The organism is Desulfosporosinus acidiphilus SJ4 (assembly GCF_000255115.2).
Classification (GTDB): Bacteria; Bacillota; Desulfitobacteriia; order Desulfitobacteriales; family Desulfitobacteriaceae; genus Desulfosporosinus; species Desulfosporosinus acidiphilus.
This window is the reverse complement of sequence record NC_018068.1, coordinates 818,022-839,292: the sequence shown is the minus strand read 5'-3', so window position 1 is coordinate 839,292 and position 21,271 is coordinate 818,022. Positions and strand designations below refer to the sequence as shown.

20 protein-coding genes and 3 rRNA genes are annotated in these 21,271 nt (G+C 42.2%); 2 read left to right on the top strand and 21 right to left on the bottom strand.

Annotated features, from left to right (window positions below; all coding sequences use genetic code 11):
- Nucleotides 1-616: 616 nt before the first annotated feature.
- The 14 genes from DESACI_RS24735 to DESACI_RS03855 all read right to left on the bottom strand — a co-directional run bounded on the left by DESACI_RS24735 (nucleotide 617) and on the right by DESACI_RS03855 (nucleotide 13,706).
- Complete coding sequence (locus tag DESACI_RS24735; RefSeq protein ID WP_014825871.1) at nucleotides 617-757, bottom strand: hypothetical protein; 141 nt, start codon at nucleotides 755-757, stop codon at nucleotides 617-619.
- Nucleotides 758-980: 223 nt separating this feature from the next.
- A 5S ribosomal RNA gene (rrf, locus tag DESACI_RS03925) occupies nucleotides 981-1,096 on the bottom strand.
- A gap of 122 nt (nucleotides 1,097-1,218) precedes the next feature.
- A 23S ribosomal RNA gene (locus DESACI_RS03920) occupies nucleotides 1,219-4,131 on the bottom strand.
- Between the two features lie 435 nt (nucleotides 4,132-4,566).
- A 16S ribosomal RNA gene (locus tag DESACI_RS03915) occupies nucleotides 4,567-6,134 on the bottom strand.
- Together the 16S, 23S and 5S rRNA genes form the textbook arrangement of a ribosomal RNA operon.
- Before the next feature lie 1,678 nt (nucleotides 6,135-7,812).
- Nucleotides 7,813-8,310 carry a DinB family protein gene (locus DESACI_RS03900; protein WP_014825868.1) on the bottom strand — a complete coding sequence of 166 codons (498 nt, stop codon included), beginning with the start codon at nucleotides 8,308-8,310 and terminating at the stop codon, nucleotides 7,813-7,815.
- Nucleotides 8,311-9,052: 742 nt separating this feature from the next.
- On the bottom strand, nucleotides 9,053-9,838 hold the full coding sequence (locus tag DESACI_RS03895) for an amidohydrolase family protein (RefSeq protein ID WP_014825867.1): 786 nt from the start codon (nucleotides 9,836-9,838) through the stop codon (nucleotides 9,053-9,055).
- 32 nt (nucleotides 9,839-9,870) lie between these two features.
- Nucleotides 9,871-10,224 (bottom strand): MerR family transcriptional regulator, encoded by a 354-nt coding sequence (locus DESACI_RS03890; protein ID WP_014825866.1) that lies wholly within the window; start codon nucleotides 10,222-10,224, stop codon nucleotides 9,871-9,873.
- 278 nt (nucleotides 10,225-10,502) lie between these two features.
- Nucleotides 10,503-10,718: a hypothetical protein gene (locus DESACI_RS03885; RefSeq protein ID WP_014825865.1), complete on the bottom strand. Its 216-nt coding sequence runs from the start codon at nucleotides 10,716-10,718 to the stop codon at nucleotides 10,503-10,505.
- A gap of 71 nt (nucleotides 10,719-10,789) precedes the next feature.
- Nucleotides 10,790-10,972, bottom strand: a complete 183-nt coding sequence (locus tag DESACI_RS03880; RefSeq protein WP_014825864.1) for an aspartyl-phosphate phosphatase Spo0E family protein — start codon at nucleotides 10,970-10,972, stop codon at nucleotides 10,790-10,792.
- A 627-nt stretch (nucleotides 10,973-11,599) separates the two neighbouring features.
- Nucleotides 11,600-12,052, bottom strand: coding sequence for a hypothetical protein (locus tag DESACI_RS03875; protein WP_014825863.1), 453 nt, complete (start codon nucleotides 12,050-12,052; stop codon nucleotides 11,600-11,602).
- A 120-nt stretch (nucleotides 12,053-12,172) separates the two neighbouring features.
- Nucleotides 12,173-12,376, bottom strand: coding sequence for a helix-turn-helix transcriptional regulator (locus DESACI_RS03870; protein ID WP_014825862.1), 204 nt, complete (start codon nucleotides 12,374-12,376; stop codon nucleotides 12,173-12,175).
- A gap of 1 nt (nucleotide 12,377) precedes the next feature.
- Nucleotides 12,378-12,773 (bottom strand): hypothetical protein, encoded by a 396-nt coding sequence (locus DESACI_RS03865; protein WP_014825861.1) that lies wholly within the window; start codon nucleotides 12,771-12,773, stop codon nucleotides 12,378-12,380.
- 166 nt (nucleotides 12,774-12,939) lie between these two features.
- On the bottom strand, nucleotides 12,940-13,203 hold the full coding sequence (locus tag DESACI_RS03860) for a hypothetical protein (protein WP_014825860.1): 264 nt from the start codon (nucleotides 13,201-13,203) through the stop codon (nucleotides 12,940-12,942).
- Between the two features lie 41 nt (nucleotides 13,204-13,244).
- On the bottom strand, nucleotides 13,245-13,706 hold the full coding sequence (locus tag DESACI_RS03855; protein WP_014825859.1) for a hypothetical protein: 462 nt from the start codon (nucleotides 13,704-13,706) through the stop codon (nucleotides 13,245-13,247).
- 344 nt (nucleotides 13,707-14,050) lie between these two features.
- Between DESACI_RS03855 and DESACI_RS03850 the strand changes: the two genes are divergently transcribed.
- Together DESACI_RS03850 and DESACI_RS24880 are read left to right on the top strand one after the other, a co-directional pair.
- The gene (locus tag DESACI_RS03850; RefSeq protein ID WP_202947863.1) at nucleotides 14,051-14,842 is read left to right on the top strand and encodes a site-specific integrase; all 792 of its coding nucleotides are present in this window, start codon (nucleotides 14,051-14,053) and stop codon (nucleotides 14,840-14,842) included.
- A 56-nt stretch (nucleotides 14,843-14,898) separates the two neighbouring features.
- Nucleotides 14,899-15,240 (top strand): tyrosine-type recombinase/integrase, encoded by a 342-nt coding sequence (locus tag DESACI_RS24880; RefSeq protein WP_202947862.1) that lies wholly within the window; start codon nucleotides 14,899-14,901, stop codon nucleotides 15,238-15,240.
- A 76-nt stretch (nucleotides 15,241-15,316) separates the two neighbouring features.
- On the opposite strand, the gene groL is transcribed toward DESACI_RS24880, so the two are convergent.
- The 7 genes from groL to moaA form a co-directional block, all read right to left on the bottom strand.
- A complete protein-coding gene (groL, locus tag DESACI_RS03845; RefSeq protein WP_014825858.1) occupies nucleotides 15,317-16,960 on the bottom strand; it encodes a chaperonin GroEL in 1,644 nt (547 codons plus the stop codon).
- Between the two features lie 49 nt (nucleotides 16,961-17,009).
- Nucleotides 17,010-17,294 (bottom strand): co-chaperone GroES, encoded by a 285-nt coding sequence (groES, locus tag DESACI_RS03840; RefSeq protein ID WP_014825857.1) that lies wholly within the window; start codon nucleotides 17,292-17,294, stop codon nucleotides 17,010-17,012.
- A 269-nt stretch (nucleotides 17,295-17,563) separates the two neighbouring features.
- On the bottom strand, nucleotides 17,564-18,391 hold the full coding sequence (locus tag DESACI_RS03835; RefSeq protein ID WP_041276251.1) for an NYN domain-containing protein: 828 nt from the start codon (nucleotides 18,389-18,391) through the stop codon (nucleotides 17,564-17,566).
- A 181-nt stretch (nucleotides 18,392-18,572) separates the two neighbouring features.
- On the bottom strand, nucleotides 18,573-19,076 hold the full coding sequence (mog, locus tag DESACI_RS03830; RefSeq protein ID WP_014825855.1) for a molybdopterin adenylyltransferase: 504 nt from the start codon (nucleotides 19,074-19,076) through the stop codon (nucleotides 18,573-18,575).
- Nucleotides 19,076-19,510, bottom strand: a complete 435-nt coding sequence (locus tag DESACI_RS03825; RefSeq protein ID WP_014825854.1) for an MOSC domain-containing protein — start codon at nucleotides 19,508-19,510, stop codon at nucleotides 19,076-19,078. The genes mog and DESACI_RS03825 overlap by 1 nt, the downstream gene beginning before the upstream one ends.
- Before the next feature lie 182 nt (nucleotides 19,511-19,692).
- Nucleotides 19,693-20,163: a cyclic pyranopterin monophosphate synthase MoaC gene (gene moaC, locus DESACI_RS03820; protein ID WP_014825853.1), complete on the bottom strand. Its 471-nt coding sequence runs from the start codon at nucleotides 20,161-20,163 to the stop codon at nucleotides 19,693-19,695.
- 3 nt (nucleotides 20,164-20,166) lie between these two features.
- Nucleotides 20,167-21,138 (bottom strand): GTP 3',8-cyclase MoaA, encoded by a 972-nt coding sequence (gene moaA, locus DESACI_RS03815; RefSeq protein ID WP_014825852.1) that lies wholly within the window; start codon nucleotides 21,136-21,138, stop codon nucleotides 20,167-20,169.
- Nucleotides 21,139-21,271 lie beyond the last annotated feature (133 nt).

The following is a 21,271-nucleotide window of genomic DNA, read 5'->3' as shown; positions in this document are numbered from 1 at the left end:
AGATCTAATGAGATAACCTTGTATTAATGTCAAAACGCTGGAATAACTTGTCTTTTAACATAGATTTAAAGAGTACTTCATGATCAAGTAATATTAAGAGCTTAAAATACATGTAAATCACTAATACACAAACTTACGAAGGGTGAAATATGTAACAAGGGGTGTGTGCAGATGAACCTCATTAGAAATTGGACAATAAGATCTAAGATTCTATCTATAATTATTCTGACTGGTTTATTTATGATAGGATCGAATATATTGATTTACATAATAATGTTAAAGCAAATATCGAATTGACACAACATATGGGCTGCGCCCCTGAGTTTTCCGCTTTAGATTCTCCCACAAGGGAAAGAAAAAGGGAACTCTATTGTTTCCCTTTCCCCTGTGGCAGAATCCAATTAAGGCGCTCCGGTTGCTCTCCAGCAGAGCCGTTCCCTCCAAAATTGGCAAGAGCCATTTATATTCTAACCAAATTGTTAAACGTAGAGTCTTGTTATTTAGTAAAGCAGGCAACTCTAATACCTACTCAGTTCACACACAACTGTTTCTTCCTTTATACCATGACCTCATTAACTTATTACGTATGTATGACAGCTTAGCCGCTTAATCTAATTTAGGCCAATTCATCCAACCACTGATAATATTCAATTTCCAACTCCCCTACGGTAAACTTATTTCTTGCATCCATTAATTCAGGGTTAGTTTCGCATTTATCAGCATCGCGAAGTAGTACTATTCTGATCGGTGCATCCATCAGTCTTTCCCCCCCAGATGACTCAACAGTATTTCTTAATAATTTTTTCTATACGACTTACACTTAAATGACGGAATAGCCAAGAATTGAATTTGCTTGAAAAAGTAAGCCGAAAGAACCTTTATCAAAAATCAAAAAGCCTCGCTATTACTTCTACGCAGAATTGAGCCATATTATTCTCCTAATTCGAAAAAGACTGCCATAAGGCAGTCTTTCGCTTGTTACCTGGCGATGACCTAATTTCCCAGGGGCTATGCCCCAAGTATGCTCGGCCCTGGAGGTCTTAACTTCCGTGTTCGGTATGGGAACGGGTGGAACCCCTCCGGCATGATCACCAGATCTCTGAGATTTTCAGTTTTCTTTTACAGAACCCTGCTCTCTCAAAACCACATAGAGTCTTCTTTCTAGTTTCGTCTTCTCTTCTTCGGAAACACTGAGCCACGTTCCTATCGTAGTTCAATTAGGTCAAGCCCTCGACCGATTAGTACCGGTCAGCTCCACACCTCACGGTGCTTCCACATCCGGCCTATCAACCTGATCTTCCTTCAGGGGTCTTACCAGCTCTCACTGTGGGAAATCTCATCTTGAGGCCGGTTTCGCGCTTAGATGCTTTCAGCGCTTATCCGATCCGAATATAGCCACCCAGCTGTGCCTCTGGCGAGACAACTGGTACACCAGTGATTCGTCCATCCCGGTCCTCTCGTACTAGGGACAGATCCTCTCAAATTTCCTGCGCCTGCGACGGATAGGGACCGAACTGTCTCACGACGTTCTGAACCCAGCTCACGTACCGCTTTAATGGGCGAACAGCCCAACCCTTGGGACCTACTACAGCCCCAGGATGCGATGAGCCGACATCGAGGTGCCAAACCTCCCCGTCGATATGGACTCTTGGGGGAGATAAGCCTGTTATCCCCAGGGTAGCTTTTATCCGTTGAGCGATGGCCCTTCCACTCGGTACCACCGGATCACTAAGCCCGACTTTCGTCCCTGCTCGACTTGTAGGTCTCGCAGTCAAGCTCCCTTTTGCCTTTACACTCTGCGCGCGATTTCCAACCGCGCTGAGGGAACCTTTGGGCGCCTCCGTTACTCTTTAGGAGGCGACCGCCCCAGTCAAACTGCCCGCCTGATACTGTCCTAATCCCCGATTCAGGGGACCTAGTTAGAACTTCAGTACAAAAAGAGTGGTATCCCACCGGCGACTCCACCAAGGCTGGCGCCCTAGCTTCTCTGTCTCCCACCTATCCTGTACATTTTATACCAAAATCCAATGTCAAGCTGCAGTAAAGCTCCATGGGGTCTTTCTGTCCTGTCGCAGGTAACCCGCATCTTCACGGGTATTACAATTTCGCCGAGTCCCTCGTTGAGACAGTGTCCAGATCGTTACACCTTTCGTGCGGGTCAGAACTTACCTGACAAGGAATTTCGCTACCTTAGGACCGTTATAGTTACGGCCGCCGTTTACTGGGGCTTCAATTCAAAGCTTCGCCTTGCGACTAACCTCTCCTCTTAACCTTCCAGCACCGGGCAGGTGTCAGCCCCTATACTTCTCCTTGCGGATTCGCAGGGACCTGTGTTTTTGTTAAACAGTCGCCTGGACCTTTTCTCTGCGGCTCACCTTGCAGTGAGCGCCCCTTCTCCCGAAGTTACGGGGCCATTTTGCCGAGTTCCTTAACGAGGGTTTTCTCGCGCGCCTTAGGTTTCTCACCCCATCTACCTGTGTCGGTTTGCGGTACGGGCACCCAGTCACTCACTAGAGGATTTTCTTGACAGCTTGGAGTCGGTTACTTCGCTACTATGTTTCGCTCCCCATCACGTCTCAGAGTTATCGCAGGGCGGATTTGCCTACCCTACCTCCTACTCGCTTGGGCGTGCTCGACCAACGGCACGCTTAACCTATCCTTCTGTGTCTCCCCATTGTTAATAACGCTTCTCGGTGGTACTGGAATCTCAACCAGTTGTCCATCACCTACGCCTTTCGGCCTCGGCTTAGGTCCCGACTTACCCTGGGCGGACGAGCCTTCCCCAGGAAACCTTAGATTTTCGGCGGACAAGATTCTCACTTGTCTTTTCGCATACTCATACCGGCATTCTCACTTCTAAACACTCCACCATTCCTTACAGAATGACTTCCCTGCATTTAGAACGCTCCCCTACCCCTGCACGTAAACGTGCAAGCCATAGCTTCGGTGATACACTTGAGCCCCGTTACATTTTCGGCGCAGAACCACTCGACCAGTGAGCTATTACGCACTCTTTAAATGGTGGCTGCTTCTGAGCCAACATCCTGGTTGTCTGTGCAGTTCCACATCCTTTCCCACTTAGTGTATACTTTGGGACCTTAGCTGATGGTCTGGGCTGTTTCCCTTTTGACTATGAATCTTATCACCCACAGTCTGACTCCCAATCTTAACACCATGGCATTCGGAGTTTGATAAGGTTCGGTAACCTGGTAAGGCCCCTAGCCTATTCAGTGCTCTACCGCCATGGTTCATCAATTGAGGCTAGCCCTAAAGCTATTTCGGGGAGAACCAGCTATCTCCGTGTTCGATTGGTATTTCACCCCTACCCACAGCTCATCCCCTGCCTTTTCAACGACAGTGAGTTCGGGCCTCCAGTGGGTTTTACCCCACCTTCACCCTGGCCATGGGTAGATCACACGGTTTCGGGTCTACAGCATGCAACTCGTCGCCCTTTTCAGACTCGCTTTCGCTTCGGCTCCGGCTCTTCGCCTTAACCTCGCTGCATACCGTAACTCGCCGGTTCATTCTACAAAAGGCACGCCACTACACCGAAGTGCTGTGACTGCTTGTAAGCGTACGGTTTCAGGTTCTTTTTCACTCCTCTTCCGAGGTGCTTTTCACCTTTCCCTCACGGTACTGGTTCACTATCGGTCGCTAAGTAGTATTTAGCCTTGGGAGGTGGTCCTCCCTGCTTCCCACGGGGTTTCACGTGTCCCGCGGTACTCAGGATTCCCTCACAGCACTCTGCTCTTTCGCTTACAGGAGTGTTACCTTCTTTGCTCGACCTTTCCAGATCTCTTCAGCTAGAACATTGTGCCTAAAAGAGGGTCCTACAACCCCAATCCCCGAAGGGATTGGTTTGGGCTCTTCCCGTTTCGCTCGCCGCTACTCAGGGAATCGATGATTCTTTCTCTTCCTCCGGGTACTTAGATGTTTCAGTTCCCCGGGTTGTCTTCGGCAGCCTATGTATTCAACTGCAGATCACCGGATATGACTCCGGTGGGGTTGCCCCATTCGGGTATCCACGGATCAAAGCCTGCTTACGACTCCCCGTGGCATTTCGCTGTTAACCGCGCCCTTCTTCGACTCTTAGCGCCTAGGCATCCACCGTACGCCCTTAGTAGCTTGACCTAAAATCTATACTACGTTAGGGTTTCTCAAAACATTCGTTTTATGGATCAATCGATGACTCGATCCATCACATGACACTCGTTTTGAGGTGATGTTTCCTTTGACTTACTAGAAATTATTTCTCTATGCAGTTTTCAAAGAACAGATTATTATTTAATTACTTAAGTCCTTCGACTTAGTGGATTGTTAGTTTAGCATTGCTGCTTAAACTTTCAATCTGTAATTATTGGTAATTTACATTACCTTTGAGATCCCTTTGATGGTCTCTCAAAACTAAACAACAGCTTTGCCAATGAGTTTGCCGATCCCTCGGCTGAGTCTTGCGACTCTTTTTGATCTCTTATTAAAAACTTAAGTATAACCTTCGTTTTCTTCTAAGAGCATCGACCCATAGGATGTTCGTTTAAAGCCTAAGCTCTAAACCGTTCTCCTTAGAAAGGAGGTGATCCAGCCGCACCTTCCGATACGGCTACCTTGTTACGACTTCACCCCAATTATCGGCCCCACCTTCGACGGCTAGCTCCCTTGCGGGTTACCTCACCGGCTTCGGGTGTTGCAGACTTTCGTGGTGTGACGGGCGGTGTGTACAAGGCCCGGGAACGTATTCACCGCAGTATGCTGACCTGCGATTACTAGCGATTCCGACTTCATGCAGGCGAGTTGCAGCCTGCAATCCGAACTGAGACCGGCTTTCTCGGATTGGCTTCACCTCGCGGCTTCGCTTCCGTCTGTACCGGCCATTGTAGCACGTGTGTAGCCCAGGACATAAGGGGCATGATGATTTGACGTCATCCCCACCTTCCTCCGGTTTGTCACCGGCAGTCTATCTAGAGTGCTCAACCTTACTTGTTAGCAACTAAATACAGGGGTTGCGCTCGTTGCGGGACTTAACCCAACATCTCACGACACGAGCTGACGACAACCATGCACCACCTGTCTCTCTGCTCCCCGAAGGGCACCTCCCTATTTCTAGAGAGTTCAGAGGATGTCAAGCCCTGGTAAGGTTCTTCGCGTTGCGTCGAATTAAACCACATGCTCCACCGCTTGTGCGGGCCCCCGTCAATTCCTTTGAGTTTCAACCTTGCGGCCGTACTCCCCAGGCGGAGTGCTTATTGTGTTAACTCCGGCACAGGAGGGGTCGATACCCCCTACACCTAGCACTCATCGTTTACGGCGTGGACTACCAGGGTATCTAATCCTGTTTGCTCCCCACGCTTTCGCGCCTCAGCGTCAGTTACAGTCCAGAAAGTCGCCTTCGCCACTGGTGTTCCTCCACATATCTACGCATTTCACCGCTACACGTGGAATTCCACTTTCCTCTCCTGTCCTCAAGATACCCAGTTTCCGATGCACTCTCAGGGTTGAGCCCTGATCTTTCACACCGGACTTAAATACCCGCCTACGCGCCCTTTACGCCCAATAATTCCGGACAACGCTCGCCCCCTACGTATTACCGCGGCTGCTGGCACGTAGTTAGCCGGGGCTTCCTCCTTAGGTACCGTCATGTCTCCTCCATATTCCTGAAGAGACCGTTCTTCCCTAAAGACAGTACTTTACAATCCGAAGACCTTCATCATACACGCGGCGTTGCTCCGTCAGACTTTCGTCCATTGCGGAAGATTCCCCACTGCTGCCTCCCGTAGGAGTCTGGGCCGTGTCTCAGTCCCAGTGTGGCCGTTCACCCTCTCAGGCCGGCTACTGATCGTCGCCTTGGTAGGCCTTTACCCCACCAACCAGCTAATCAGACGCGGGTCCATCCATAAGCGATAGCATTTTCAGAGGCCATCTTTCCTTAAAAAGCGATGCCGCTTCTTAAGCGTATCCGGTATTAGCCCTCGTTTCCAAGAGTTGTCCCGGTTTTATGGGCAGGTTACCCACGCGTTACTCACCCGTCCGCCACTAAAAACTTCGTAAAGTAAACTTAACGAAATTCTCCGTTCGACTTGCATGTGTTAGGCACGCCGCCAGCGTTCGTCCTGAGCCAGGATCAAACTCTCCAAAAAAGTTATTCAACTTCTTCGTAAGAAGATGATTTCTTGCTCATGATTTCATGATTCTTTTGAAACTCTTGCGAGTTTCTCTCATTGGCTGTCCTTGTTGTTTAGTTTTCAAAGACCATTTCTAGTTTCGGCTGTTTGAGGCCGGAACTGTATCTTAGCATTTTCAACTCTCGTTGTCAATAGCCAACTTTAAACATTTTAATTATTATCTTTAATTAATCGTTTGGCCAAATTTGACCAAAATACATATTAGCATGTTCGACTAATCTTGTCAACAGCTATATTTTAAAGGTTAGAAATCGCTTCGCCGTTTTGGCGCTTAGTTAGAATATCACAAATTAGGTTGTTATGTCTACTGTTAATTTCAACCATAAAATATGTATTAGAAAATATCACAGAACTCAGATAGCCTATGCTGCGCTTATTTCGATATGTTCGACTTCTTCTCTCATCCACTAAATCTTTTCAATTTCTACATAGTAGTTTCAATTGACTTTAGCTGATTAGATAAAGATACTCCCGGCCTTAATTACGAAACAAATATTCTCTATCAGCTCGAAAGGACTTTATCATTTTAATAGAATAAATATGTCCTGTAATAAGGACTCGTAAACCATACATCTTGCTTTCGTCAGAATTTATCTTTTGCATTGAAATTATGTTACCGGAAAGTAATCCGGCCCACATACCAGTACCGGTTGTCTGATTCGGAGTCCACTCGTCGACTTCTATCGTAAATTTTATTACTTGTTTCGAGATTAACGTGCCACTTATTACCCTGATAAGGGGCAGGAAGGGCCACCATCCGGTAACCTCACACACAAGTCACGCTACTCGACCCCCAGCTAGACTTTAAATCAGGGCAACTATTTCTTCTTGAGCTTAGAGGGGGTATTAATTATGCACGATATTATCTCCAATTAATTTCAGTAATTCAGTTGAAACCAAATAAAAAACTACCACTATCAAAGAGATTATAATCTCCTTCATGATTCTTCTGAGACTTTTAAATTTAGCCAGTTTTATAATCAAGAATATGGGTATAGAGAAATAGGTTAGTAAAATGACGCTAAAAATTAGAGCTTTGAATATCATATGGATTACCTCTTTAATAGATGTAACGCATCCCCCCACCTTCCCGTTATCCGATAGGTAAGAACATCCATCCTGCATGACTGCAAGACACCCTACTTTAACCAGCAGATAGGCTTTATATCATGAGTTTACCTTACCTGGAGCCGGTTGAAGCGACCTACGTCTCTGGGAACCCAAGCTTTATGATAATGAACAGTTACGAAAAGGGTTCCCGGCGCGGTTTCTATTTCATCGAAGGTATGGTCAGGGTATACTGCCAGCACCATTGTTACGTGTGATGTACCATAAAATACTGAATTACCTGGCTCTGGGGCCGTGCAGTTTCGGATCAACCTGCCAGTGTCGCTAAAGAATACCTTTTGATTTTCTACCCGCCGATCAAAATAAGGGGTTGACGGATTGTTGCCAACGAAAGCTGCGTCCTATACATTAAAAATATGGCAGAGAGATCCGCAAGAGAAATAATTTTCACCAAGCTAAGTTTATCACAGCGAATATTTCTTCTTGTGTTACAAGGGGGTGCGATGAGCTTGGGTATCAACTCAACGGTAACTCAAGGCAGAGTAAACATCCCGAAATTCCCATCTCACTTATGTTCTAAATAGTAATTAATCAAATCAAGTGATGGTGGTTGTTTCTTCAACTGTCTAAGCATCGTTATTACTTGACCTCGATGGTATGTGGAATGATTAATTACATGAAGCATTTGCTTCCACAATTCTAAAGAATATGGTATCCCTTTGAGATTTTTATAACTTATTTCTTCCATCAAATTCTCTTCTTTTAAAGAGTCCAAATAAGAATTCAACAGTTTCCCAAAATCACTCCATCGTTTACTCAATGCATCAGCCGTGAGAAAATTATTAGCATTTAATAAAGATCTTCCTTGTTCTCCCATCCAGCGTGATAGCCACAATTCTTCGGCTCCTAAAATATGTACCATCGTATCTCTTACTGAACTAAAACTACTTGATAAGTCTCGGATAAACTCTTCATTTTCTAATTGCCTTATCCCATCCAGTAGCTTAAAATTGGCCCAGTCGTCATATTTATAAAGATCAATTAATTGACTCTTACTAATCATTGGATTGCCTCCTCTTAAATTGAAATTCCTTTTTATATAAAACATCCATGTCATCGCATCCCCCAAGCTTCCATTTCAGTGAGCGCCTTTGGATAGGTAAGGACTGCCCGTGGCATTGGCTGTAAGTGGCTCCTTTAGCTAGAAGGCCCACCATCCGGCAACTTCACACACAAGTCACGCCACTTGACCCCCAGTTAGCCTTAATAAAAGCGGCTATAAAAGCGGCTATTTCGCCTTGAAGTTGTGGCGCTGAGGTGCGATGGGCATTGTTATTGAGAACTCAGAACAATAACTAATATCATAAGATAAAACAAAAAAGAGAATAATTCCGCCGATAAAAATAAGAAAAGAATAAATAACACCTTCGTTATCCCCACACACAAAACTCGACAAATGACTGCTGGACGAGCTTTATTAAAGGCGACTTTATAAAGTTAACAGGGCGCAATCAAATGGGGTTTACGCTTCTTGATTCCATAAAATTCCTCACATTCCTGCAAATCTTACCATCTTATTCTAAAAAATTTCAAAAGCCGAAGCGCTAATCATGCCTCGGCAATTTCATATGCCTGATATTAATAATGTCCATCCATGGTATTCAGTGGAGTTCTACTCTTTCTCTTGTTTGTCATATAATTCCTCGTCTTTGTCCTTAGGCAGACTTATCTCATAGTCTGTAACAACTGTAGCAGTGAATCATTGTCTACTTATCCGCTTCTATACTCCCAATTAAAGAGTGCCTTTACAAGCACAATAGTTGAGCAATGTTTTCACCAAGTATTCTATCCTTTACGTAATTATCGTTAGTTACTCTTTCAATTGTTTCCCTGGCCAATAATGGATCACCATAAGGAGCGTCTGAACTAAAAAGCGTTCGTTCCGGTATTTCCTTTATTGCTAGTGAAACAACGAGAATTGAAAACGTTCCGGAGAGATCCAAATATAGATTTCGAATTTCTTTTGCAAGTTTAATTGTTTCCAACCAGTTTGCACCACCTAAATGTCCTAAAATGACTGGTGTCTTAGGATACTTTTTAGCGAGCGCAGCAATGCTTTTAATATCATCCAATGTTAGGGGCGAAAAGGTATGAATCCATAAAGGAAGGTACCCAAATTCCACGTCTGCAGCAAAAACAGGCTCAAGTAAATGCATTTGGCCTGAAGTCAGCGTGAATTCACCAAGGCCTCGAAACTTATTGGCAATAATATTATCCTCGATCCAGCATGCGGTTTGCTCTTGTGATAATCCAAGTTGGACTGACCCAAACCCAATGAACTTAGTTGGATTTTCTGCAATTACCTTCACTTGTTCCTTAATGGACTTGATCCTAGCATCAAGTGGGTTTCTTTTTCCCGATATAATCTCATTGAGAATACCCATTTCCTTTTCAAAAGAATCGAGATCAAATGCAATTTCAGGATGAACTGTCGTTGAAAATAATATGGTTTTTTCTATGCCGGTTTCACTCATCATAGACAATTGCTTTTCTGATGGAAGAATCACATGTTGGTGGCTGTCAATTATCATGGCAGGTTACCGCCCTTTCTAAGAGGTTAAAATTATGTTTCCACGTAATTAGAAATACGTTGATAGAGTTGCAACCGTAACTTTTGTAATATTTCAATCTGATTCTCGACTTCTGCCAATTTTGATTGATAAGCCTTAATAGCCTTTTCACAAAGAGGTTTTTGATCGGATATTGATACAGGGCAATCAATTATATGCGCAATTTCGTTGCTGCTAAGACCCAGCCCTAAATAGAGCTGGATCAGCTTAACTCGGTCCACTGCAGATTCTTGAAAGTCACGATAGCCATTTTCCAATCGCTCTGATCTCAAAATTCCTTTTGCCTCATAATAACGCAAAGAGCGAACACTAACTCCTGTCAGAGCGGATAATTTGCTAATGTTCAATTCAGAGCTACCTCCCTTCTGTATGTCATTATAAAGTATGACATTGATGTGAATGTCAAGTTTTAAATCAGAAAAGTTGCTAGTTCAGGTTTGAAAGTTATTCCAATACCGGAAACGGCTGAGAAAGAATTATTGAATCCGTTATGACTTACTTCTTACAGCTTACTCTTTAATTAATAACTAACCAATCATAAAGCACACCAATTTCAAACTTTCGTTTAAATTGGTGTGCTTCACTTTTAACACTATAATGTCTAAACTCGTTCATTTTAAATTGTTCACTGTACCTCAACATCGTTCGCGCATAAATATTTCCCATCGGGAGTTAAATAACTTATCTGCAAAAGGGGAACGTTATCATCTTTGCCAGGCACAAATACTCTCTCGTGCAAACCATCATCAACTACTTTTTTACCAGTGATGCTGATTGATTTGCCAATCATTCCCCAGTACCAATATTCTTTATCGGGACAGCTTTTTATCCTTGCTCTCACGGCGATCTCCCCTTTGTTTTTGTAACGAGCGTTTATTTTCAAGAAGTGCCGGAAAAAAATCAGCTAAAATATTAGTTTTTTTGGGCGTTCTCTGATTTTTCTATTGTCATCTCTTGATACTTGTCTAAAGCTTCATCCAGTCTTTGGCTTGCAGATATTACCTCTGGATCCGTATAAGATTTGCCCTCTTTTATCTTTATCAAATTCGCTCGTAATTCTTCGATTTGCTTTATCAGATCTGATATCTCAGACATATTTTAATCCTCCGTTATAATACATTTTAACCTAAATCTTTTAATGTACTCTGTGCATTCCGTGAAGAATTTGTTAAACCAAATAATAGCAAAGACCCCTTACAAATAAACGTAAGGAGTCTTTTATGAAGTGAATATATAATTTGCCCGAAAACTATTGTCGTAAATATAATAACTGCCAATTATGAATCTTCAAACTGGCAGTTCACAAAACCCAAAATAACTGTCATCTCTAAAAAAATAAGCTATTTGCTAATTACGCTTTCCATTTGCATTGAGAGTCTTAATGATAAATCAATTGTCATTTGTTTTCGCGTCCTAGCTCCACCGAACATCCGATACATCCAAAATAGTGTCATTCCGATAGAGATAAAGATAAACTCCATTTTTCCGGTAAATATACCAAGAACTAATACAAAAATTACGGCAAGTTCCTAAAAGAAGAAATTAAACAAACTTATTTAAACCAACCACTCCTGGATCTGAGACAAATCGAACACCTACTTGGGGATATGCAATAAAGAGAAGATTTACTTCCACCATATCATACTGGATAGTTATGTAATTGTCCTCCTAGTTAAAGAAGCGACCATTTTTCTGGTTAGGGAGAAATGATCGCTTCTTTTATCATTCTTTTATCAATGATTTAATAGCTTTAGGGTCAAACTTATTAGTTATAATATATGATTTATCAGCGTCCTTGGTATGGTTATCTAACTCAAATATGTCGATGTAACCTTCATCATAGAGAGTTAATCCGAACCTTATAATTCCGTTAGTTTTAATTGCTACCCTATACGGAATAGCCATTCTATCAGGAAGCTCTGTCTCTCTTAACTTCATTTGAGATAAGAAGTTTATAATGGATTCTACTTGGCTTGGGTCTTTTAATTCGACTGTATCGTCTTTAACACTCTTATTAGATGTTCTTATAATTTCGATTGAACTTACTTTCTCCCCATTCAATTTGTCCAATACTGCCGCCTTAAATGTAGTGTTTTTAGGCAAATTAACAGTAATTACCAAAACAACAACAATAGCTAATGTTATTTCATAAACAATCTTATAACCCTTTTTCATAGAGGCCCCCTTTAAAAGATTCTGAATTCACCTTTATTTTACTCCTTGAGTCCGATAAAAGACACTTGCGTTAAGTCCCCTCGTTTAACAAGCGCTAGGGGACTTCTGTTAATTATCATCTCAATCCATGAATTGAAACAATTCCTCTACCGAAACCATAAAAACTTTAGCAATATCCATTGCCATTTTTAACGAAGGATTGTATTTGCCGTTTTCTAAATGCCCAATCGTTTCCCTTCGAACTCCTATCAGTTGGGCAAGTTCCTCTTGTTTCATATTATTTTTTGCCCTATATTCTTTAATTTTTGTTATCAACTTTGGCATATTAATTACCTCGGATATCATAAAAGAGAAAAATTGCGAGATTCAAAATATACATAGCTACAAAAATAAATACTAAATTCAACAAGGAAATTACCACGGACGTCTTAAACCATAAAGCATAAAACATAACTAAGCCAATCGCACACAGTGTAATACTATAAGATAAATTACCCGCCTTTAATTGGTTAAACCTTGCCATTTCATCTCTAGGTTCACAGTCTTTACGATTAGTATAGAAGAGTATGCTAAGAAAAAACACAATAGGTATGAAAGCAATAATCTTAGTCAACATATCGTGTTGACCACGCATTATGATTTCCCCACTAAATAGTATAACTACAGATTGAGATATCGTTCGCATAATAATTTTCTTGCGCAAACTCAATTTAGAGCTCATTTTAGCGCCCTCCTAATGATATATATTTGTAACTTCATGTTATAAATATATATCATTAGGAGGGCTTTGTAAATAACTTATACCGTTTAATCATCCACTAGGAATTCTCACTCTGAGTCCTATAACGAATATTATGACAATAGCACCAATTATTATAGCTCTAGTGCTATTTTTTATTGAGTTTAGGATCTCTATTTCCTACTCCAAAAGCTAATCCATACACCACTCCAAAAGCTATAGCGTTAACAAAACTACTTTTGTATGGAAATAAATTATCTTTTGTCATAAAAAATACAGTCAGAATTCCTATGCTACAGACTAAACCTACAAATTCTTTTCCTTTCGGTATCAAACTCCTAATTTTTAGTCCTAGAAAATAAGCTGTTGCAAAAGAGATTATCACGCTAATTAAATTTATTACAAAAGGCAACTTTCCTCCCCCTTTCTTTATCATTCAGTTGGGTGCTATTATCAGTTAATTTTTAATCCCCAACTAATGTTAACATCAAACGTTTGGCGTGGTTCCGGATCAGGAGCCATATAATCTAAAACGGCTACATAATCTCCTTTTTTATAGATAAATTCCTTAGCTCCGTAATCCTTTCCCCAAATTGTAACGGACTTTTCCTTGTAAAATTGCCACCCGTTCTTAGCGAATTGTTCGTTATAATATTGATAGATTTCAGTCATGGTTAAAGCACTGTTATAATTATTTTCTACTAATGCATGGTCAGATTTATGACCATCTGAAGTTCCGATGAATGTAGCTCCAGGTAGGGGTTCTATCTTATCGAGTTCAACTCTAAGTTCTTTTTGAATTAAAGCTGCTGCTGGGTCTTTAACAGCTTCATCATGAAGCATATAACTCATCCCCACCAATCCTACAATCGTTGAGAAAATAAGATATTTCTTGTAAAAACCCAAAAAACGCAAAATAATCGTCCTCCTACTAAGATTAGGATGATCAAAATTATTCGATATTAAAGGTATTCTTACCTTTATTTTACTTCTTGGGAGAAAAAATAATTTCCTTCTTCGTTTTTACAGATGTATTTTAGGATATTAATATTATTCTTTTTGACACAAATGAAATTTTAGGTTAAAATTGCCTCAAAAGCGCCAGAGCGCCAGAGCCCCAGTGCCTTTTCGCGAGAGTTCAGAGAGCCAGTGCGCCATAAATTTTTAGAGGGCCATAGAGCCCCACATTTTTCTCATAGGGATAAGTGTGGGGTTTTTCTGCTTTTTAGAGCCCCGAATAAAAGAAGGAATGAAAACGTATGACTGGTCACTGTTTTAAGAGAGGTAATTCCTGGACATATGTAATCGACGTTGAAATTAACCCTAAAACAGGCAGACGCAAAAGAACATCAAAAGGAGGGTTCAAAACCAAAAAAGAAGCACAAATTGCTCTAGCAAAGCTTCAATTAGACCTTTCTAACAACACGTATATTGATGAGTCTGATATTATATTTAAGGATTTTGCCCAAGAATGGTTGGATTTGTATCAAAGTTCCGGCAAAGTTAAAATTAGTACTGTCCGAGTACGGACTCTTGAAATAAACAATTTGATGCCCTATTTTGCGCATTGCAAAATGTCCAGCATAACTAAGAAAATGTATCAATATGCACTAAGTGATCTATATAAACGATTTTCGAATACAACCCTTGAGGGAATCCATTCCACCGGCAGAATGATCTTCAAGAAAGCCGTTGAACTTGACATTATCAAAAATGACCCTACTCAATACGCGGTAGTTCCAAAGCGCAAGAAAACGGTTGAAGAACTTGGAGAAGCTAGGGAGACGATTAAGTATCTTGAAAAAGAAGAGCTCGCTCACTATTTGGATAAATGTAAAGAAGTCGGGAAACCTCAGGATTATGAGATTTTTACCTTACTAGCTTATACAGGCATGAGGGTCGGCGAGCTGTGTGCGCTTAAATGGCGTGATATTGATTTTGAAGGATGTACCATCAATATCACAAAGACCTATTATAATCCCGATAATAACACCGTTAAATATCAACTCCTTCACCCAAAACCGAAACTTCAGTTCGTTGTATTGAGCTAGATCCAGAAGTTCTGGCAGATTTAAAAAAGCTAAAATCCTGGCAGAAGGAACTTCGGATGAAGTTTTGCAGCTCTTACCAAGATAAAGATTTCGTTTTCGTCAATTATGATCGATTTGCTGGTTACCCGTTACTTATTAAAACTATTGAGATTCGTATGAGGCAGTTGTTAAAGGCCGCTGGATTTAAGATAACTTTAACACCTCATTCTTTACGTCATACACACACATCTCACCTCGCAGAAGCCGGAGTGGGGCTGGAGGAGATCATGCGGCGGCTCGGTCACAAAAATGACGATACAACTCGATACGTCTATATGCATGTTACCAAGTCCATGAAAAAAGAGTCCTCTCGCAAGTTCAGTGAACTCATGAGAGGACTCCGTAAAAACACTTTATAATTTATGGCAACAAAATGGCAACACAGCTGATCTTCAAAGTCTGGAATCCTTGCTACGCAAGGGTCTCAGGCTTTTTTTACATCATGCCGCCCATTCCACCCATGCCACCCATTCCGCCCATACCAGCCATAGCGCCAGCGCCATTGTCTTTAGCAGGCAGGTCAGACACTAAGCATTCAGTGGTGAGCAGCATAGCAGCGATGGAACCAGCGTTTTGCAGAGCAGAACGTGTAACTTTAGCCGGATCCACAATACCGGCTGCGATCATATCTTCATAAACTTCGGTAACGGCATTGAAACCGGTTCCTCTATTGGAAGAACGAACTTTCTCAACCACAACTGAGCCTTCTTGGCCGGCATTGTTGGCGATTTGACGCAGGGGCTCTTCCAGAGCGCGGCGAATGATCATAACTCCGGTTGCTTCATCGCCGGTGAGTTCAAGTTTGTCTAAAGCGTTGATAGCATCGATTAAGGTTGTTCCGCCGCCGGCAACAATACCTTCTTCAACGGCAGCACGAGTAGCTGCTAAAGCGTCTTCGATGCGAAGTTTCTTTTCTTTCATTTCGGTTTCGGTGGCTGCACCGACTTGAATCACTGCAACACCGCCGGATAATTTTGCCAGACGCTCTTGAAGCTTTTCACGGTCAAAATCCGAAGTGGTTTCATCAATTTGTCTCTTGATTGCTTCAACACGTTTCTTAATGTCTTCCACATTTCCTGAACCTTCCACAATGGTGGATGCTTCTTTGGTAATGCGAACTTGACGTGTGCGGCCAAGCATATCAACGGTTGTGTTTTCCAGTTTTAAGCCGAGATCTTCGGTAATAACGGTTCCGCCGGTAAGTACAGCAATATCTTCTAACATAGCTTTACGACGATCACCAAATCCAGGTGCTTTAACACCAACACAGACAAAGGTTCCTTTTAACTTGTTGACAATAAGGGTGGCTAAAGCTTCCCCATCAATGTCTTCAGCAATAATTAGCAGTTGGCGTCCGGCTTGTACTACTTTTTCAAGGACAGGCAGAATGTCTTGAATGGAGCTGATTTTCTTATCGGTAATTAAGATGTAAGGTTCATTGAGCACGGCTTCCATTTTTTCAGTATCGGTAACCATATAGGCTGAGATGTAACCACGGTCAAATTGCATTCCTTCAACAACTTCCAACTCAGTTGTCATGCCCTTTGCTTCTTCAACAGTGATAACTCCGTCTTTACCTACTTTTTCCATTGCTTCAGCAATCAGACTGCCGATATTTTTATCGCTGGCAGAAATAGAAGCAACTTGGGCAATTGCTTCGCTTGTTTCCACAAGTTTAGCATTTGATTTAATATCTGCAACAACAAGTTCAATGGCTTGCTCAATTCCGCGCTTAATTCCCATAGGATTTGCACCGGCAGCAACATTCTTTAAACCTTCTCTGATAATAGCTTGCGCTAATACTGTTGCGGTTGTTGTTCCATCCCCGGCTACATCATTAGTTTTGGTGGCGACTTCTTTAACAAGCTGAGCACCCATATTTTCGAATGGATCTTCGAGCTCAATGTCACGAGCAATGGTAACACCGTCGTTGGTGATTAAGGGAGATCCGAATTTCTTATCTAATACAACATTACGGCCTTTAGGTCCGAGGGTAACACGAACAGCTTCTGCGAGAGCATTGACACCACGCTCTAAAGCATGTCGAGCATCTTGATTAAAAACGATTTGCTTTGCCACGTTATTCACTCCTTAAATAATTATTACCATTTAATTAAACAAGAATTAATTAGCCAAGAACGGCTAAGATATCTGCTTCTTTTAAAATCAGGTATTCTTCACCATCATACTTAACTTCAGTACCGGCGTACTTGGAATAAATGACTTTATCGCCCGGTTTAACATCAAGGGCAATACGAGTCCCTTTTTCCATTTTGCCAGGTCCTACAGCTACAACTTCGCCTTCTTGCGGTTTTTCTTTTGCCGTATCCGGCATAATGATTCCGCTCTTTGTTTTTTCTTCCATCGGGAGTGCTTTAATAATCACCCGATCTGCGAGAGGTTTAATGTTCATGAAGAAAAGACCCTCCTTAATGTTATTGTTATTTTATAATTTGTTAGCACTCGGCTTTATTGAGTGCTAACAATATCACTATAATAATATGCAAGGGGACAGCGGAAAGCAACCCCCTTATATGGCGTAATTTGCCCTTGTACCTTAATTATATCTCATTTACTCTCATTTTCTATACAAGGCTTTTGATTATATCCGCTAAGGGCCTCTCCCCTAAGCCTTTAAATCACTAAAGTCTATAATTTCCACATTACTACTATTTTATTCATCTATACTTCCAAAATTAGCTTTGCCTGACGCTGAGCAATTTCCTCAAGCATAGGTCCAAGCGCTTCTTCGATTTTCTTGTCTTTTAAGTTAAGAAGGTAGATCTTAGTTTTGCCAATTTTTAAATTACTGTCGAGATGTTCCTTCTCAGTAAGCAGATTTTCCCTTAACAAATAACGAATAAACTCTTTCACTTGAGGAATAGACCGGCCCAGCAGCTCGGACAAGGCTGCCCTTGCCTTTGTTGAAGCAACATAAGGCAAGCGAATTTGCAGAGTTCCGATAATTTGAATTCCGCGAACTAAATCCTTCTCTGGCAGATATTCAGTTTCCGGATTCTCATGATGCACCCATTCCAGGAGATCGTCCCCTTCACAATAGGGCTGTAGAGAATGATGAACACTGCCGCCAACCCCTACAACCTTCACTTCTTTCCCCCAGGCTCTGATTTTGCGTAATAGAGAGAGAAAATCTCCGTCACCTGTAATCAGTAAAAATAGATCAAAGGTTGCTGTCCGGGTAAGCAATATTTCTTGGGCTTCCAGCATCAACTCTAAATCCGCTGCGTTGTGGCGCAATCCCGTACTAGAGTAATTGTTTTTACTAAATACGTGTCTTGTAAAGACATTCGTTTTCTCGAAGGTCGTTTGAGTCCGCCAAAACTCCTCGCGATCAAAATTTGCGTACAAGTAGATGGCTTGTAAATCCATATCATTCTTCTTGGCATAAACCTGAAGATATTGCACTAATTGTTCCGGAGTCAATTCATGGCCTCGTTCAAGTAAACCCGTCCAGATATTTTCGTAATCAACAAACGCAATGGCTTTAATCATTGTTGTCATCACCTTTCAAGCCACGTCTATGATATCATACGCTAAACTCTGGACAAGAGTGACAAGCAGAGCTCTCTATGGAAAACTCGGTAATGCCCGAAGGCCGCGCATCGGCAAAAGAGTCTGATAGTATGCCAAGGGACTTCCACAACTATGTGAAAGCCCCTTGATTCTGAATCTATTCCGGCTTAACGGGAGTCGCACATTCACTGGTTTCACCCTTGAGAATTTGGATACCATGCGGTAAGGATGGGGAAATCACTGAGAAACATTCACGAACCGCCTTAGGACTTCCCGGCATATTTATAATAAGGGTCTGTTTTCTGAGAACAGCCACAGCTCTGCTTAACATCGCCTTGGGGGTCACCTTTAAGCTTTCCTGGCGCATCACTTCTGCTATACCGGGCACTAATCGATCAGCGACTGCTAACGTTGCCTCTGGCGTGACATCGCGGAGAGAAAACCCTGTGCCCCCCGTGGTTAATATCAGATCCAGCTTAATTTCATCCGTCCACAAACGCATGGTACTTTCCAAAAGACGTTGATCATCGGGAAGCACTGTATATTCAGCAACTTCCCATCCCATCTCTTGAACCAACTCTTTAAGAGCAGGACCGGAGAGATCTTCTCGTTCTCCACGGGAACCTTTATCACTTGCCGTTATTATTCCAACCCGAACCATTATTCTATCACCTCAATAGTATCGCCTACTCGAACCACTCCGCCTTCCAGTAAACGAATAAAAATCCCTTCCTTCGGCATCACACAATCTCCGGCTTGATAAAAAATCGCGCATTTCGAGTGACATTCCTTGCCAATTTGCGTTACTTCACCAATACTTGTGGCACCAATTCTTAGCTTTGTTCCAATGGGTAGAGTACATAATTCTAACCCTTCCGTCGTCAAGTTCTCGGCGAAATCTCCCGGACCAACATCTAACCCTTTGTCTTGCATCGTTTTAATACTTTCCATTGCCAGCAAACTGACCATGCGATGCCAATTTCCGCCGTGAGCATCCCCTTCCAGGCCAAAATTCACTTTCAAGATACCTTCACCTATATTTTTTTTGCGCATTCCTTTTCGTTCACTAATACATACAGCAACGATTTTACCCATATATGGCGCCTCATTTCTTTTAGATCGATCTTTCTTACCTTCAATAACAACGAAACCCGTAAGATTGATTAAATCCTTATCCTCTAAATGGATCTTTAAACCATCGTTTAACCATCTTTGATAATTCTCAGTCTCTAATTATTTTCGCAAATATGACCTTGTGCCATCGTTTCGTTTCACGTTTACCGTACATAGTGACCGCTTTTTCCGCCCTGTTTTTCTACCAGATAAATTTCTCCAATGGTCATAGATTTATCAATGGCTTTACACATATCATAGATAGTCAGTGCGGCGACACTGACAGCAGTGAGCGCTTCCATCTCCACTCCTGTTTTTCCTTGAACTTTAACGATGGCCTCAATCTCAACTTCTCCAGGGTCTTTCAAATGAAAGCTTAGTTTTGCCCCGGTAATGCCTAAAGGATGGCACATAGGGATTAGCTGCGAGGTCTGTTTGGCCGCCATGATTCCTGCCACTTGCGCAACTGCTAAGACATCTCCTTTGGCAATACGTCCGGCGCGAATACGTTCTAAGGTATCCTGCTGCATTAAAACATTGCCATGAGCCACGGCAACACGGGAAGTTTCTGCTTTATCACTGATATCGACCATGCGAGCACGGCCTTGTTCATCAAAATGCGTTAAATCCTCCATTTTCTAACCTCCGATTTGGGACATAATGCGATGGCCCTGCAAAGCTTCTTCATTCATACGATGCTCCGCTGGCTTATACCAAACTGCCTGTGCAAAAATATCCAACAGTTCTTGATCTGAACTTCCATTTCGCAATCCTTCAAGTAAATCAATTTCCCGTTCATTATGCAAACAAGGCCTTAGTTTGCCGTCAGGGGTTAAACGTATTCTATTACAAGTATTACAAAAATGTCGGCTCAAAGCACTAATAAACCCTATACTACCCTTATAGTCATCCGGCCGAAAATATTCGGCTGGTCCCCCGCCTGGGACTTCCTTAGTAGGAATATACTGTTTAACTCCTAACAATTCTTTCATTTCTTGGATAGAAACGAAATCACTTCGTCGTTCCGAACTTGTGCCAATGGGCATGAGTTCGATAAAACGGATATGAATCGGATATTGCTTAGCGAGGGTTAAAAAGCCGGGCAATTCTTGTGTATTAAAATCACGAACAACCACAACATTAACTTTTACAGGGTTCAAGCCTGCTTCAAGCGAACGGAAGATGCCCTGAATCACCTTAGAAACATCTCCGCCACGGGTAATCTCGGCAAACCGCTCGGGATTCATTGTATCAAGACTAATATTCACGCGTTGAACTCCCGCCGCTTTTAAACCAAAAGCCATCTCTGGAAGAAGGAGTCCGTTGGTAGTAAGCATTAAATCATCGACCCCAGGAATTTGTGCTCCTTTCCCAAGAAACTCCAGAATACCTTTACGAACTAGAGGTTCTCCCCCGGTAATACGAAAACGATGGAAGCCAAGCTGCGTACTAATCCTCATGATACGGAGGATTTCTTCATAGCTAAGGATATTCTCATGAGGCATCCAAGCTACACCCTCACTTGGCATGCAGTATTTACAACGGAGATTACAACGGTCAGTTATGGAAATCCTCAGATAATTTATTTGCCTGCGAAATTGATCCTGCATAAAATCCCCCTTTTCATGCTGTACCCGTTCATGGTTTTAGAGACACTTAGCCAATCCACACTACAGGAGTATGCATAATGAACTGCGGTGTGGTGAGCAAGCTCGTGAACTTATCGTCCATGAACAGTATCTG